At 55.6% G+C, this 15,539-nt stretch carries 15 protein-coding genes; 7 read left to right on the forward strand and 8 right to left on the reverse strand.

Going from position 1 to position 15,539, the window contains the following annotated elements:
* Nucleotides 1–284, reverse strand: a 284-nt coding sequence (locus KR51_RS20620) for a hypothetical protein (RefSeq protein ID WP_232214567.1), incomplete at its 3' end; no start/stop codon positions are given.
* 1 nt (nt 285) lies between these two features.
* Between KR51_RS20620 and KR51_RS19490 the strand changes: the two genes are divergently transcribed.
* On the forward strand, nt 286–474 hold the full coding sequence (locus tag KR51_RS19490) for a hypothetical protein (RefSeq protein WP_156915027.1): 189 nt from the start codon (nt 286–288) through the stop codon (nt 472–474).
* A gap of 341 nt (nt 475–815) precedes the next feature.
* On the opposite strand, the gene aat is transcribed toward KR51_RS19490, so the two are convergent.
* A complete protein-coding gene (gene aat / locus KR51_RS07885) occupies nt 816–1,388 on the reverse strand; it encodes a leucyl/phenylalanyl-tRNA--protein transferase (protein WP_022606564.1) in 573 nt (190 codons plus the stop codon).
* Between the two features lie 136 nt (nt 1,389–1,524).
* On the opposite strand from aat, the gene KR51_RS07890 reads away from it, so the two are divergent.
* Complete coding sequence (locus KR51_RS07890) at nt 1,525–1,854, forward strand: hypothetical protein (RefSeq protein ID WP_022606566.1); 330 nt, start codon at nt 1,525–1,527, stop codon at nt 1,852–1,854.
* Between the two features lie 58 nt (nt 1,855–1,912).
* Here the strand turns inward: KR51_RS07890 and rpsN are convergent, their stop codons facing one another.
* From rpsN to KR51_RS07910, 4 genes are all read right to left on the reverse strand, one after another.
* Nucleotides 1,913–2,215, reverse strand: a complete 303-nt coding sequence (gene rpsN, locus KR51_RS07895) for a 30S ribosomal protein S14 (protein WP_022606567.1) — start codon at nt 2,213–2,215, stop codon at nt 1,913–1,915.
* A 172-nt stretch (nt 2,216–2,387) separates the two neighbouring features.
* Nucleotides 2,388–3,239: a pentapeptide repeat-containing protein gene (locus KR51_RS07900; RefSeq protein ID WP_022606569.1), complete on the reverse strand. Its 852-nt coding sequence runs from the start codon at nt 3,237–3,239 to the stop codon at nt 2,388–2,390.
* Between the two features lie 117 nt (nt 3,240–3,356).
* Complete coding sequence (locus KR51_RS07905) at nt 3,357–3,995, reverse strand: bacterial microcompartment protein (RefSeq protein ID WP_022606571.1); 639 nt, start codon at nt 3,993–3,995, stop codon at nt 3,357–3,359.
* A gap of 164 nt (nt 3,996–4,159) precedes the next feature.
* A complete protein-coding gene (locus tag KR51_RS07910; protein WP_022606573.1) occupies nt 4,160–4,516 on the reverse strand; it encodes a 2Fe-2S iron-sulfur cluster-binding protein in 357 nt (118 codons plus the stop codon).
* Nucleotides 4,517–4,587: 71 nt separating this feature from the next.
* On the opposite strand from KR51_RS07910, the gene cimA reads away from it, so the two are divergent.
* A complete protein-coding gene (gene cimA, locus KR51_RS07915) occupies nt 4,588–6,213 on the forward strand; it encodes a citramalate synthase (RefSeq protein WP_022606575.1) in 1,626 nt (541 codons plus the stop codon).
* A gap of 317 nt (nt 6,214–6,530) precedes the next feature.
* Nucleotides 6,531–8,939 carry an endonuclease MutS2 gene (locus KR51_RS07920; RefSeq protein WP_022606577.1) on the forward strand — a complete coding sequence of 803 codons (2,409 nt, stop codon included), beginning with the start codon at nt 6,531–6,533 and terminating at the stop codon, nt 8,937–8,939.
* Between the two features lie 107 nt (nt 8,940–9,046).
* Here the strand turns inward: KR51_RS07920 and KR51_RS19495 are convergent, their stop codons facing one another.
* The gene (locus KR51_RS19495) at nt 9,047–9,226 is read right to left on the reverse strand and encodes an ATP-binding protein (RefSeq protein ID WP_156915028.1); all 180 of its coding nucleotides are present in this window, start codon (nt 9,224–9,226) and stop codon (nt 9,047–9,049) included.
* 236 nt (nt 9,227–9,462) lie between these two features.
* On the opposite strand from KR51_RS19495, the gene psaD reads away from it, so the two are divergent.
* From psaD to KR51_RS07940, 3 genes are all read left to right on the forward strand, one after another.
* Nucleotides 9,463–9,891, forward strand: coding sequence for a photosystem I reaction center subunit II PsaD (gene psaD / locus KR51_RS07930; protein WP_022606580.1), 429 nt, complete (start codon nt 9,463–9,465; stop codon nt 9,889–9,891).
* A gap of 188 nt (nt 9,892–10,079) precedes the next feature.
* Nucleotides 10,080–11,609 (forward strand): anthranilate synthase component I, encoded by a 1,530-nt coding sequence (trpE, locus tag KR51_RS07935; RefSeq protein ID WP_022606582.1) that lies wholly within the window; start codon nt 10,080–10,082, stop codon nt 11,607–11,609.
* 323 nt (nt 11,610–11,932) lie between these two features.
* Complete coding sequence (locus tag KR51_RS07940; protein ID WP_022606584.1) at nt 11,933–12,784, forward strand: GIN domain-containing protein; 852 nt, start codon at nt 11,933–11,935, stop codon at nt 12,782–12,784.
* A gap of 618 nt (nt 12,785–13,402) precedes the next feature.
* Here KR51_RS07940 and KR51_RS07945 read toward each other — a convergent pair.
* Nucleotides 13,403–15,415, reverse strand: coding sequence for an ArnT family glycosyltransferase (locus tag KR51_RS07945; protein ID WP_232214568.1), 2,013 nt, complete (start codon nt 15,413–15,415; stop codon nt 13,403–13,405).
* Between the last annotated feature and the right edge of the window lie 124 nt (nt 15,416–15,539).

The raw sequence follows: 15,539 nt of genomic DNA on the forward strand, positions 1-15,539 counted from the left end.
CGCGGGGCTTCCCGTCTAAAAGCTAAAAATCGGAATTTCAAAAAGCTGCCCGAGCACATTGTCAGGTACTGAAGAGCCGGTTCTAAGCAGTGGTGGCCTGTGAGTGGGTGCGTTACGGGTGCGAGGAAGAGGGCAGCTTTGGATAAAAACACCGTGACCGGGCGGTTGCATCCCGCTCGTGTGGTGAAGTTCTGGGGCAGGTGCATTGGAGCTTCCAGGTGCTCTGGCTGTAAGGAGCGGTGGAGCCAAAAACGGGGGATAGCTGTTTCTGGGAGTTCAGCCATCTTGACAGTCATCGAGAAATCCCTGGAGCAGTTTGCAGCGGAGCATCCGAGAGACGTGCACGTGATGCAGATAGATGGAGCGGGAGCGCGCCGAGCGGGAACGCCGCAAGTGCTGGAGGACGTGAAACTTCTGTTACAGCCGGCTTACAATCCCCAGGTGAATCCAATCGAGCGGTGCTGGGATGGGTAAAGAGCGGACTGAACTGGCTGACCTGCAGCGACTTCGAGAAACTACGAGAGAAGGTCAGGAAGTGATTGCAGAGGGCGGGACGAGACCCCATCGCCTCCCAAACCGGGTAGCGGTGGCATATCGTTCAGCTACTCGTATCAGGATTTTAGGGAATTTGCATGAGTCCCAAGACTCAGCAGATACGTGAGGCATTTGGAGACAACCCAGCACATCAATGTCAAGTATTCGCGTTCGCTCGATCGTGATGCCATTGAGTCGTGCGGTGCGAAGAGTTCGATAATGAATTTACTCAATCCATGCCGGGCGCCTAAATGGCATTCTGTGCGAGCCGATGCGACAACTCAAAAGCGGCGGCGCAGGGTTACGGCAAGTTTTAAGCGACGTTGGTATTCGAGATCGGGGATTTCGTAAGCCCCGAAGCGCTCCAAATGTGGGTTCTGCATCTGCACGTCGAAGAGCACAAACTCGCGAGATCTCAAATGCTCAACCAACTTCACCAGCGCCACCTTCGAGCCTTCGGGAATGCGGTAGAACATCGTCTCGCCGACGAACGCACCGCCGATCGCGATTCCCAACACGCCCCCCGCCAACTCGCCGTCCTGCCAAGCCTCGAAGCTGTGTGCCCAACCGGCTGCGTGCAGCGACCGGTATATATCCTGTAACTCCGGCGAAATCCAGGTCGTCTCGCGATCGGCACAGCCCCGGCACACCGAATCGAAGTCGAGATCGATCGCGGTGGCGAAACGCTTCTGATTTAATACGCGCTGGAGCGACTTGGGATAATGAAAGCGCCCGTCCAAGGGTAAAACCGCGCGCCGGCGACTGGAATACCACTGGAGGTCGCCGTCCTCACCTGCCATCAGGAACCAACCTCGCGCGTACCCCCCCACGATCGCCGAGACATCCACATCCATGGCGTTGCTTGTTTGAGTCGTCCGTTAAATCGAGCTCGCCTGCTGCAGCCGAGGGACGGGGCACCAACAACCGGCAATTCACCCTAAGATCGAAATCCTGAGGGGGCGATCGCCCGAAAGACATCGCTAATAAATCATGCCAGAACCCATTCCTCCCATCGTGCTCCCACCGCTCCGCGATCCCGACCGCGAAGGGCATTGGTTGCGCGACGCGCTGCACACCTGGCTGGACCGAGAGTTCCTACCTGAAGCGGTTAATGGCGATATAGCCGATCGAGCGTCTAAGATTTTCGTGCGCCAGCGCCTCGAAGGCGAAAACGACCTCGGCGCACTTGTCGTCGCAATCGTGACAGAAATGCAGGGCTTCGACTTCAGTCGCAGTTTCTACGGAGAATTTGCGATCGCCAACGCCGTCAGCGATCTCGTACTCGACAGCCTCGGGATCGACCGCTGCTGCGGCGAGTAGCCTAACGTCGCAGCAGCGGTTTACAACCCATCCGGTTGCGCTCCTAACTGGGGAGGTGCTACCAGCTGGACTTAGTGACGCCCGGTAGCAAGCCCTCATGAGCCCATTCCCGCAACACATTGCGCGACAGACCGAAATCGCGATAATAGCCGCGCGGACGCCCCGTGACTTTGCAGCGGTTGTGGAGGCGCGTGGGCGAACTGTTGCGCGGTAGGTTCTGCAGCTTGCGCCGCAGCTCAAAACGCTCCAGTGGCGTTTGTGCAGTCCGGATTTGCTCCTTGAGTTCCTCGCGCTTGGCGGAATATTTGGCGACGAGTTTCTCGCGCTTGCGCTCGCGCGCGATCATGCTTTTCTTGGCCATGGGGTCGGTAGTGTCTCGCTTGCGTGCGTTATTGATGGCAATAAAAGTCCAATTTTTATAATAGCGAATTGAGCCGAGCCTTTACGTACTGCTTGCTCGGACCTCGCGCTCCTGCCTGCACGCTCGTTCTATCTCACCCTGGGTCGCTGCGCTAAGCGTTCGGGTGTTATCCCTACGGTAGGATGGCACCTTCGAGGTTTGCACCTCTAAAGTCGGCACGCTTGAAGTGACCTTCCACTAAGCGCGCACCGACCAAGTTCGCTCCCCTGAGATTGGCATCGCGAAAACTGGTTCCAGCCAGGTTGGCTGCTGCCAACACGGCCTCTTGCAAGTCGGCACCTGCTAAATTTGCTTGGGACAGATTCGCTCCGCGCAGATCGGCTCCTTTCATCTGCGTTCCTGCCAAAGTTGCACTGGCAAGGTTCGCGAAGGCCAGATTTGCTTCCTTCAACTGGGCTCCAGACAGATCGGCTGTATCGAGCTGCGCCCGTTGAAGGTTTGCACGCGCCAGATTGGCTCGGCGCAAATCGGTTGCGCTCAATGTTGCCTCGCTTAGGTTTGCTCCGTGTAGGTAGATGGCTTCGAGGTCGGCTCCGGGCATGTCCACGCCCTGCAGCGAAACGCCGCCTTCGTTTAGATCTTGCAGTGCTTGCACGCGCGCGTAACTCGTCGGCACACCAGCAGCGGCAGCATGGTCGATGACTTGCCAGGCTTCGTAGTATTTGCGCTTGCGGCGATCGCGCGCCTCGATAGCATACAGAAAGGCGACGACGATAATACTAAAACTCTCAAGGTTTTCGACGGCAACCAATGCTCCTATATTGCGAGCTGTGCACCCGAGAAAACCCCGACAGTTCGGCTCCGGCGGTGGCAACAGGCGATCGACACGATCGACCCCAATCAGTACGATATAAGCCGCAACAAGCACAAATAAGACTCGCAGCGGTAGCGAGCGGTCCAGCGATCGCACCACCACCTGACAACCTCGTCCGACCTTGGCTTTCAATTTGCTTATTGCCGCCATCTCTAGGATCCCTAGGAAAGCTCCGCGCTCCTAATAAATTGAGGCTAGCGGAACGGTCGAGTTCACGCTCGGATTGGGTCTGCCGATTGGATGAACCTATTGTCGGGGCGCGTGCATCTATTCGTGGCGGGTGGTGGCGCGATCGCGTCCGATCGAGCTTTCCATCGCAGCGAGCACCGCTCTCGAAGCCGCAATGATGTCGCGTTCTTCGCCACCGAGATAAAGTCGACCGAAACTACCTACAGCCGACACTTGCAGGATGTTAATCAATGCAGCTTTTTCGGCTTCGTTCGCCGCTAGTGCCGCATAGGCTGCCGGCTCTACTTCGAAAACATAGAGCGTTTGACCGGCAAGCAACATCTGACCGCGGCGGGTGCGGTTGACAAGTTGGGCTTGGTGCGAGTCGATGTTGCGGATGATCTGGCTTGACACGACGCGGGGTTTGAGTCCGTCGCCCCGGCTGGCACCCAAAGCATCTAAAATCGCGTGCCCGGCCGTGCGCACCTCCCCTTGGCTTGACGAATGAATTTCAAGCAGCCCGTATAGGCGCTCGACCACCTGCACGCCCGGCCGCACGGATGTTGATTTCAGCGCCACATCTGTAATGCGGTTGATTTCGATGCCGGGCGAGATTTCAACCCATAGCGATGCGTCGCCCGGAAGTGGGAGGAAGCCGATGGACACCGTGCCCATGTAGGCAGCATGCTGCGGTTGCAAATTATCGAGATAGACGTAGCTGCGAAGGTCGATCCCCAAAGCCCGATGCTCTCCACGACGAACCGGGTAGTCGCGCGACTGCCCCTGCTAACCTTAACCCGGCTCGACCGGCTTTGAGCCGATCGATTCTGAACAGCGAGACCAGCTGGCAGATCCGATTCACAGATCCGTCTCGCAGATTCGACTCTACCGATTGCCGAATCCTAGCGCGCGGCGGCAGCCTTGCCGCCTGGCGTCCAAGCGACGCGATCGCTCTCGCCCCAGAAGCCTTCGTACTTAGTGACGCGCACGTCGCCGAGAACCTTGGTTTGACAGGTAAGGCGCAAGCCGCGCTCGCGATTGTGTGGCGGCATTCCCAAACGCGCTTGTTCGCGCCATGCAGATTCCGAAACGTCGCCTTCGACCCATGCCGCACAGGTGCCGCAGGTGCCGAAACCGTGACAGTTAATTTGCTGCGCCGGTCCGTTATAGATGTCGATGTTATTCTCGAGCAAAACCTGACGCAGGTTTGCCCCGCGATCGCAAGCTACGACCTTCCCTTGAGCTGTTACCGTAGGCATTAGCAATCCGCTCCGCACGATACATTTCTTAACAAGAATTTAAAATCCGGTACGGCATCCGTCCTCACTCTATGGCTGCAGATTCTTCTCCTCGCGTCTGGCTGTACGACACGACACTGCGCGATGGCGCACAGCGTGAAGGTATTGCGTTTTCAATAGAAGACAAGATCGAAATCGCCCACAAGCTGGACGCGCTAGGGATTCCGTTTATCGAGGGCGGCTGGCCGGGGGCGAATCCGAAAGACGTGCAGTTTTTTTGGCAGCTCCGAGAAGAGCCCCTACAACAAGCCGAGATCGTGGCATTTTGCTCTACGCGCCGCCCGCACAAAGTTGCGGCAGACGATCCAATGTTGCAGGCAATCCTCGCTGCTGGAACCCGCTGGGTAACTCTTTTCGGGAAAACCTGGGATTTGCACGTCACTGAAGGACTGAAGACGACGCTCGATGAAAATCTGGCGATGATCCGCGACTCGATTCAGTATTTGCGGAGCCAAGGTCGCCACGTACTTTACGATGCCGAGCACGGTTTCGACGGCTACAAAGCCAATCCTGAATACGCATTGCAAACTTTGCGAGCGGCACAGGATGCCGGCGCAGATTGGTTGGTCTTGTGCGACACCAACGGCGGTACACTCCCCCAAGACATTGCCCGCATCGTCCGCGAGATCGTGGCGGAGTTGGGCCGCGATCTCACCGCGCAGATCGGCATCCACGCCCACAATGACTCGGGAACGGCAGTCGCAAATTCCTTGGCGGCAGTTCTGGAAGGTGCGGCGATGGTGCAGGGCACGATCAACGGCTACGGCGAACGCTGTGGGAACGTCGACCTATGTTCCGTGTTGCCCAATCTGCAGATAAAGCTCGGGTACGACTGCTTGCCGTCCGATCGCCTGGCACTGCTGAGTACGACCAGCCGCGCGATTGCGGAAATTGCCAACCTTGCTCCAGACGATCACGCACCGTTTGTAGGTCAGTCGGCGTTTGCCCACAAAGGCGGCATTCACGTTTCGGCTGTGGAGCGCAATCCCCTGACCTACGAGCACGTGCCGCCCGAAGCGATCGGCAACCAGCGGCGTATTGTGATTTCCGAGCAGGCCGGCATCAGCAATATCGTCGCCAAGGCGCGCTCGTTCGGCATCCAGCTCGATAAAAAAGATCCGGCTTGTCGAGAGATCTTGCAAACGCTCAAAGACCTAGAGCATCGCGGCTATCAGTTTGAAGTGGCCGATGCAAGTTTCGAACTGTTGGTCCGAGCAGCCCTCGAACGCCGGCCGGAGCGCTTTCAATTGATGGGTTTTCAGGTGCACTGCGATATGTTGCGCGATGAAAAAACGCTGCTGAGCGACGCGATCGCCACGATTAAAGTCGCGGTTGACGGCGAGCACATCCTCGAATCGGCAGAAGGCAACGGTCCGGTGTCGGCATTGGATGAAGCGTTGCGGAAGGCATTGGTGAAGTTTTACCCGGAAATCGCATCGTTCCACCTCACCGATTACAAAGTCCGCATCCTCGACAGCACGGTTGGCACGGAAGCAGTGACGCGCGTGCTGGTCGAATCGAGCGACGGGGCACGGCGCTGGACGACGATTGGCGTCTCGCCGAACATTCTGTCTGCATCCTATCAAGCCGTGGTGGACGGCATCGAGTACGGGCTGCTGCTCCAGTCCTCAGCTCGATCGGCTGCATCGGTTGGATAGTTCTCGTCCACCAGAGCTCACTGACTCGAACCGCGACCGACTGAAAAATGGTTCGAGCTGCGATCGGCTTTGTCATAAACTCTTCGGATGTCTTCGAGCAGTGCGCAGCTGTCTTCTCTGCCACAAAAGTAGCCAGAATTGCCAAAGCAGTCGCGAATCCCAAGCGTCCCCTCAACAACTTTCGCAAAAACAATCGTTTGGTTATGCAGTTCCCCTGCCAAGCGATAGAGTTTTTCATCGCGCGCGGAAGTGCTATTTATCTTGAGGGAATGGCGTCACAGTTCTTCATAATGGGGACAAGCATTGCAATACCCCCCTTGATCCAAGCAGAAACCCTCAACTTGTTGGAGTGGCCGCGACTGTGTCAGCAGCTGGCTACTTTTGCCGCAACGAAGCTTGGTGCGATCGCCGCCCACCGCCTGCAGCCGCCCGACTCTCTGGCTGTCAGCTCGACATTGCTGGCTCAAACGCGCGAGGTCGTGGGTCTCGAAATTGGCTTGGTCGGTGCTTGGACGTTTGACGGGATCGAAGACATTGGCGATGCTCTCGAGCGCAGCGATCGCGGCGGCATGCTAAGCGGCAAGGAACTGCTGGCGATCGCGACGACGCTAGCCGGAGTCAGGCGGTTGCGGCGTGCGATTGACGAGCGTGAAGAAGAAGTGCCGACCTTGGCAGCATTGGTCGCCAGCGCGCGGACCTATCCCGAACTCGAACAGGACATCCACCACTGTATCGACGAGCAGGGCAACGTCACCGATCGCGCCAGTTCCAAACTTGCCGACCTCCGCCATCAGATCAAGCAAACTCGCGATCGCATCTACCAAACCCTGCAGCGTTTGTTGCAGCGCTACGGCAACGCCGTTCAGCAGCCGACGATTACCCAGCGCGAGGGGCGCTTTGTTATCCCGGTTAAAGCCCCACAGAAAGACGCGATCCCCGGTATCGTCCACGATGCCTCCAGTTCCGGCGCAACGCTGTACGTAGAACCCCAGGCTATCGTCGACTCCGGCAACCGCCTGCGCCAGCTGCAACGCCGCGAACTCGTCGAAGTTGAAGCCGTCTTGCGCGCCCTCAGTGAAAAAGTCGCCGCAGTCCGTGAAGATTTGGAAGCACTACTGGCGATCGCCACGGCGCTCGATCTAGCAACCGCCCGCGCGCGTTACAGCTTGTGGTTGGAGGCTAACGAACCCCACTTCATCGACTGCAGCGCTGGCGAAACAACCACCCTGCGGGGTCTGCGCCATCCGCTTTTGGTCTGGCAACAGCGCCACGAGCAAGGGCATCCTGTCGTTCCGACCGACGTACAAGTGCGATCGCCGATCCGCGTCGTAGCAATTACCGGACCGAATACGGGCGGAAAAACCGTGACGCTGAAAACCATTGGGCTTGCCGCATTGATGGCTAAAGTCGGATTATTCGTCCCTGCCCGCGAACCCGTCGAGTTGCCGTGGTTCGATCGCATTTTGGCTGACATCGGCGACGAGCAATCCATCGAGCAAAGTTTGTCCACGTTCTCCGGGCACGTGCGCCGCATCGCCCGCATCCTGGACGAGTTGCACGAGCGCGACCCCGATCGACCGGCATTAGTGCTGCTCGACGAAGTGGGTGCGGGGACCGATCCGGCTGAAGGCAGCGCACTGGCGATCGCGTTGCTGCAATACCTCGCAGCTCGCGTACAACTAACGATCGCCACGACGCACTACGGCGAACTCAAGGCGCTGAAGTATCAAGACGAACGCTTCGAGAATGCCTCGGTGGAGTTCGACGAGGCAACGCTCTCGCCCACCTACCGTTTACTGTGGGGAATTCCCGGACGCTCCAATGCGCTGACCATCGCTCAGCGACTCGGGCTCGACGCCGCGATCGTCGAGCGCGCGCGCAACCAGCTCGGCGGGTTGTCCCAAGACGTGAACAAAACAATCGCTGGATTGGAAGCTCAACGCCGGCAACAAGAAGACAAAGCTCGCGAAGCCGGAGACTTATTGCGCCAAGCCGAGCGATTTTATCGAGAAGTTAGCGATCGCGCTGCTGCCCTGCAAGCTCGCGAGGACGACCTCAAGCGCCGTCAAGAACAAACCGTCGGGGAAGCGATCGCCGAAGCCAAAGGTGAAATTGCCCGCGTCATTCGCCAACTTCAACAAGGTCCGCAAACCGCTCAAAACGCTCAAAAGGCTTCCGAAGCCGTTGCTGGCGTCAGCGAGCGCTACCGACCGGAGCGGACCAAACCCGTCCGCAAACCGAGCTACAAACCCCAAATTGGCGAGCGCGTGCGCGTCCCGCGCCTGAACCAAACTGCCGAAGTGCTCTCCCAACCCGACGCCGATGGCGAATTGACCGTGCGCTTCGGGTTAATGAAAATGACCGTGCCGCTCTCGGACATAGAATCCCTTGACGGGAAGAAAGCTGAAATGCCCGCGAAAGCAACGAAGTTTGCCGCTCCAGTCGAAAGCCCGACGGCGGCAAAACCCCTGCCCACCGTTCGCACCGAGCGCAACACTCTGGACGTCCGAGGCAGCCGCGTTGCCGATGCCGAACTCGCGATCGACCGCGCCCTCGCCGACCAAGTGACGCGATCGGGCGCGCTCTGGATAATCCATGGCAAAGGAACGGGTCGCTTGCGCCAAGGCATCCAAGCATATTTGCAGCACCACGGACTTGTGAAGTCGTACGAACTGGCAGCGCAGCAAGACGGCGGTGCAGGGGTTACGGTTGCATACTTGCAATAAATCCAACGCTTGAGCAAGTTGCAGGTGTTGAAAGCTAGCACTTGGGAGCAAAATTGTATGAAATTTTGCGCGACTGCTGCCTGTTTTACGCCTAGCAACTAAACGTTTCAAACCCTTGCCAGCGTTTCGGGTTGCAGCGAGATCGCAATCCGCTTTGCCCCCGCATCGATCGCGTTTTCGGTCAACTCGCGCTCTGCCGCCGCTTGCGAAGCGTTGACTTCCCCAGCAGCAATGCAATCGAACTCATCGCGCAGAAGCGGTCGGTAGGGAGGAGGAGATGTCGTCAAGGTGGTGAAGGTAAAGGGTGATGCTCTGTTGCGACGGGTGGCGCGCTCAACGGACCGGCGTCTATGTTTATCGTTCGCGATCGCGTCAAAATCACGCATGCAAGGGGTTGTACGGTGCTTAACAAGATGCTTCACGTATTGTTAAACTTCTTGTCAGTCGCGCTAGGAGCGCTTAAGGCGGGTGATAGCATCGCGATTACACGCAATTGCGAACACCCGACTTTCGAGAAACCGATATGAGCGAAGAGCTGACGGGACAACTCCCTAAATTCGGCGGCAGCACGGGCGGCTTGCTTACGGCTGCAGAAACGGAAGAAAAGTACGTTATCACCTGGACCAGCAGTAAAGAGCAGGTCTTCGAGATGCCTACGGGCGGCGCGGCGATTATGAACCAGGGCGAGAACATTTGTTACTTCGCCCGCAAAGAGCAGTGCCTTGCACTCGGGACCCAGCTGCGCACCAAGTTCAAGCCGAAGATCGAAAGCTACAAAATCTGGCGCGTCTATGCCAACGGCGAAACTGAATATCTGCATCCCAAAGATGGCGTTTTCCCCGAAACCGTCAACGAAGGACGACCCTTCGCAGGCAAGAACGACCGCCGCATCGGTGCTAACCCCGAGCCGGCAGCGCTGAAGTTCTCGGGCAAGGCTTCCTACGAAGTCTAGACCCTTGCACGGCAGCACGTCATTCGGTTCGTGCCACCAAAAACGTTCGAAGATTCCCAACGATTTCCGTACGATGGGGAGAGCGAATGGCCGCAGTTACGCGGTTGTCGCCTCCCCATCGTCATATCGACCGATGCCGATTGCCTGTGCGCGATCGCGTTTTGGTTGCCTTACCGCACGTCCGAACTATGAGCGCCGTCTTTCCTGACTTCGACCGCTTCTGCGACCTCGCCCGCGACGGCAATTTCGTTCCGGTGTACCGCGAGCTTGTCGCCGACCTGGAAACACCAGTTTCGGCGTGGTATAAAGTCTGCGCCGGTCAGCCTTACAGCTTTTTACTCGAATCGGTTGAAGGCGGCGAACAGGTCGGGCGCTACAGTTTCCTCGGTTGCGATCCGGCCTGGGTGTTGCAAACCGATGGCGATCGGACCACGCGTACCTACCGCAACGGCAGCCAAGAAACCTTCACGGGCAACCCCTTCGACATCCTCGCTGGCTGCCTGGAGACGATTGCGCCGGTCCATTTACCGGAGCTACCGTCGGGGATTGGCGGGCTGTTTGGTTTTTGGGGTTACGAGCTGATCCGCTGGATCGAACCGCGCGTGCCGGTCTATTCAGCGCAGCCAGAGGACTTGCCCGACGGCATCTGGATGCAGGCGGACAACTTACTGGTGTTCGACCAAGTCAAGCGCAAAATCTGGGCGATCGCTTACGCGGATCTGCGCGATACGGATTTACAAACGGCTTACAACCGCGCGGCCGCGCGCGCTAGTTTGCTGGCTCGGAAACTCCAGTCGCCGCTGCCCGAAGACGCGATCGCCTTGAGTTGGTCCGAGACGGATGCGCGCGATGGAGAGACCCTCGTCTATGACAGCAATACGCCGCGATCGCAGTTCTGCGCCAATGTTGAAACGGCCAAAGCTTATATCCGCGCGGGGGACATCTTCCAAGTTGTGTTGTCGCAACGTCTGTCAGCACACTACGCGGGCAAGCCCTTCGAGCTGTATCGCGCCTTACGCGTCATCAACCCGTCGCCTTACATGGGCTTCTATCAATTTGGCGACTGGCAGCTCGTCGGCTCGTCGCCAGAAGTGATGGTGAAAGCCGAGCACGATGCAGCGGGCAATCGCGTTGCTACCCTACGCCCGATCGCTGGTACCCGGCCGCGCGGCCGCACTCCGGCCGAAGATGCCGACTTCGCTACGGAATTGTTGTCGGATCCAAAGGAAGTAGCCGAACACGTGATGCTCGTGGACTTAGGACGCAACGACCTCGGCCGGGTCTGCAAACTCGGAAGCGTGCGCGTGAACGAGCGCATGACCATCGAGCGCTACTCTCATGTGATGCATATCGTCAGCAACGTCATCGGCGACCTCGACCCGAATCACACGACATGGGACTTGCTGCAAGCGACGTTCCCGGCCGGTACGGTCAGCGGCGCGCCCAAGATTCGTGCGATGGAGATTATCCACGAACTCGAGCCCGAGCGTCGCGGTCCTTATTCCGGTGCCTACGGCTACTACGACTTCACCGGTCAGCTCAACAGCGCGATCGCTATCCGCACCGCGATCGTCCGCCCTGAAGGCAGAGCCCACCGCGTCTACGTCCAAGCTGGAGCGGGCTTGGTAGCGGATTCCGTCCCCGAACGCGAGTACGAGGAAACCCTCAACAAGGCACGCGGCTTGCTCGAAGCTATGCGCCGACTGCAGCGCGGATAACTAGTGGTGGGGGAGGCGATCGCTTATTCTTTGAGCAAGCCGGCTAGGCTACTGCATACTCCGACTTTTTGCCCTAGCAGGCTCTCGCACCGCTTAGTCCTCTTAGCCTTCAGCCGGAGTAGGTCGAAAAAATTGGGTTAGACGCTGTTTGTCACGGGTCCAGCCAGGTAAGAGTACCCTGAGTAATCCCGATCCCCCTTAAAGTCATTTTCCTTCTCGCGAGACATGTGAACGGTTTCCCGCAACCGACTTTTCTACAAGCCTCTTACCTCAACTTCGCGTGTTAAAAATGGGTTAGCTATTTTCGATCTGGAGAAAGACTAATGATCAAAAATACGCTTTTTTCCGCAGCGCTAGTTATGTCCTCTTTGGCTTGTGAAGACATGAGTACTTTTACTGATACTGTCACCGACACTGTGAGTAACTTGCAGGCTGATTTCGTGCAGGTGCTTGGCAGCGTCGATGTGAAAATTACCCAGGGCGATCGGACTGCGCTAGTGGTGCGTGGCAACCGCAATGACCTGGAGCGCCAGCCTTACTTTCTGGACGGTCGCACACTCGTGCTGGGCGCTAATGGGCCTCGCGACAACTACAACTACGGTGAGTTGCATTACGAGCTCACCTTGCCGGAGCTGAATAGGGTATCCCTAAACGGCAGCGGCAATGTTCATATCAACCCAGTTGAGTTGGACGAAATTGAGCTGAACGTGAATGGCTCAGGTGACATCCGCGCGTCTTCGATCGCTGCCGAAGAGATCGAGCTAAAAATCCAGGGTTCTGGCGCACTCGAGGTAACCGAAGCTAGGGTTCAGAACGTTAGTCTGTTGGTTGCCGGCTCGGGCAATATAAACCTGGGCGAGGTGGAACTGGATGTTGTCAAGTCCGCGATCGCAGGCTCCGGTGATATTTCAGTGAAATCTTCATTGGCACTGGCCTCAACTGTAAAGATGAGCATTCATGGTCAAGGGGGGATTGACATGACCCCGGTAGAGTTCGATAACGCCAAGATTGACATCCTCGGTTCCGGTAATGCCCAGGTCGGTGAAGTCAAGTCCATGGAAGTGAAGATCGTCGGCAGTGGCGATGTTCACTACAGTGGCACTCCAGAAATCAATAGCAATGTACTGGGCTCCGGCAATCTTCACCGAAGAAACCGATCCAGAGACATCCCTTGATATCCGAATGAATTGATAAATTACCATCTACCGCGAGCTCGTCGACCTGGAATCCGAGCTGATACTCGAGTCGTTGAAACTTCTTCTTCAGCGCGGTAATATTCCGCTGCTCGTTAGTGAGGTAGGATTTGGGGTCCCTCGCTGTCTTGGTTAGGGAAGCGATGCCACCTTGGACGAACTTGCGACGCCACCGTTGAGTTTTGTTGTGGGAGAACTTTTCGCTCTGGAGCAAAGTCCTGAGTTCACCGTGTTGGCAAGCATTGGCTTCCTGCACGATCGGAGAGCTCGTACTCGGCAATAAAGGAGCCATGACTCCGCTTTTCGAGGGATTAATCGAGCTTGATTTGATTATCGGCCAAAGGGTCAGCGACTAGTTTTGTGGGAGGGTTTTCTCCTTGAGTAAACCTTCCCAAAATCTTTGTTGTTTGCACCAGCTTTTGTCCGGTACCAGGTTGACACAGAGGGGATGTCAGATAATGTGCAACACAAGCCCGGACAGTCTTTGGGTTAGAGAAATCCGAATTTCCTTAACCGCAGAACCATATACTTCATCTATCCCAGGCATCATGGAAATTTCTGCAAGGTGTTGAAGAGTTAACGTTCATAGCAACTTTCACACTACTTCAAAGCACCTTCTATTTTTACGATCTCCAATCTATTAAGACTCACCATATTCGAAAATTTTAGCAGACGATCGCCATCTATCCAACCAATGCTTAGGTAATAGTGCCCTGAAGGTATACTGTCGGGAATATCGAGATGTTGGATATCTTGTATAGTCGTTCCAGGCATAACTCTTTCCGGGGATAAGTAACCGCCGACTAACGGCGAATCCATGCGGTATACTACTTCCCCAGAGCGGTCTCGGAGTTCCAGGCGAATAAGAGCATTTGCTGGAAGCGGCGAAGCAAAGCGCCAGTAGAGTGTGACCGGAATTCGATTGTTGCTTTTGTCAACCTCGAAGAGGCTGGGACCGTAGCCGATTAATTCTACTTGCGTTCCCAAAGAAACGGCGGGTCGGACAGCCAGAGATTCCAGTCGGTCGGATGTGGGAACCGGCCCTGGATAGACAAGCGCATAGTTGATGCCATCAAACCGAACCGTATAAACAGGTTTTTGACTACTAATGTACGCGAGCAAGTCTGGGTCGGGAAGCTGTCGTTGTAGTTGATTTTGATAAAGAACAATATAATTAACGTTTAGCCAAAACGCATCTTCTAAGTAGAACCTATTGATTTCAGAGGTACGTCCGCGGAAATAGGTCGCCAGAGCATCTCGATACCAACTCGCGACAAGGATCTCCTTTGAATCGGGCTGATTGTTTAACCACCCAGCAACCTTCTCCAAACCTTCTCCCTGACCGATCGTCAAGATATTTTGAGCGGTTCGGGCACCGCCGAATACAGGGTTGAAAAAGGTGATATTGTAAGGAGATAAATAGGTAGTGAATGCAAGTTGGACTGCCAAAATTGTACCCAGGATCGCCGACTGGAATGTTTGCCCAATACTTTGCACCAAAATAGACCAACCCGTACCAGCTAGCAAAGCGAGTTCTGGGGTGACGAAATGAATATAGCGATCGATCTTACTGTCTGGTATGCTCATCAACACCAACACCCAAAACGGCACGAGAGCAATCGCATATACCTCCACAAAATTTGGAACTTTCTTGCGCAGAGGTACGAATATCAGACAAATTAAACAGATTAATATACCTATTTGTAAAACGGGAGAAAGGCGATAAATTAGAACCAATGGGTAGAAGAGAGGGTTGGGGGCATCAGTTGTGTGTCCGAAAAAAAATAGAGAGCCGCGATCGGCTTCATCTAGCAAGTCGGTTAAGAGGTTTTTTATGACCGATAGAGGGCGAACCCAAGTCGCCGGCCAGATTGCAATGACCGTTACTAGCCCGGTTGCTCCCCAAAAACTGAGCTCGCGGCATCTTTGTTGCCATCCAATTGTTGGAAATCTCGGTTCTAATTTGCCTTGCTCGATAAGAATCAACCAATGGATAACCGCTGGTAATGCAAATAAAGCCGTAATCTTTGTAGCTACGGCAAGCCCAGCGAAAGTGCCGGAGATGAGGAGAGCTCGCCGAGTGCGATCGCCGCGCAGATAAAGCAAGAGCATCAACAGTGCGAGGATACTGAAGCTGGCTTGTAAGGCATCCGTGCTGATATATCGTTGATATGCGACGAAAAATGGTTCGGTAACTAGTAAGCCGGTCCCAATCAAGGCTGGAAGGGGTCCGATAAGTTGTCGTGCTAGCACGTGCATGCCAACTAAGCATGTTGAAGTAACGAATGCTTGGAGTAGGCGCGGTGCAATATAGATACCGATCTCCGGTTCGTCGATGTTCAGACAAGAGCTAATGTGGGCTAATAACTCTGGATGGTGCCAATCCGCAAAAAATCTTTCTAGCCAACAACTACCGAGTAAACTAATGCCAATACTCCAACTATTTGTCACACCTGGATGGTGAGAAATGTATGTCTTTGCAAACTCCAAATTGATGATGCTGTTGAGGAAGAATGCTCCTCTTTCGATCCACTTTACCTCGTCGATATTGAGCGGGATCTCAATTTCATTAAGGCGTAATCCAAGCGAGATCGAAAAAATTGCAGTAGACAAGAGTAATGATTTAAACTTCATGTGCCAGTAGCAGGTGAAAATTCTTCATTGTAACGACTACGATCTGTAAATCTGATTTGAGAACCTTATTTGAAAGCTCTAGTAACGTTTATATTCTTACGTC

This window comes from Rubidibacter lacunae KORDI 51-2, from assembly GCF_000473895.1.
Lineage (GTDB): Bacteria > Cyanobacteriota > Cyanobacteriia > Cyanobacteriales > Rubidibacteraceae > Rubidibacter > Rubidibacter lacunae.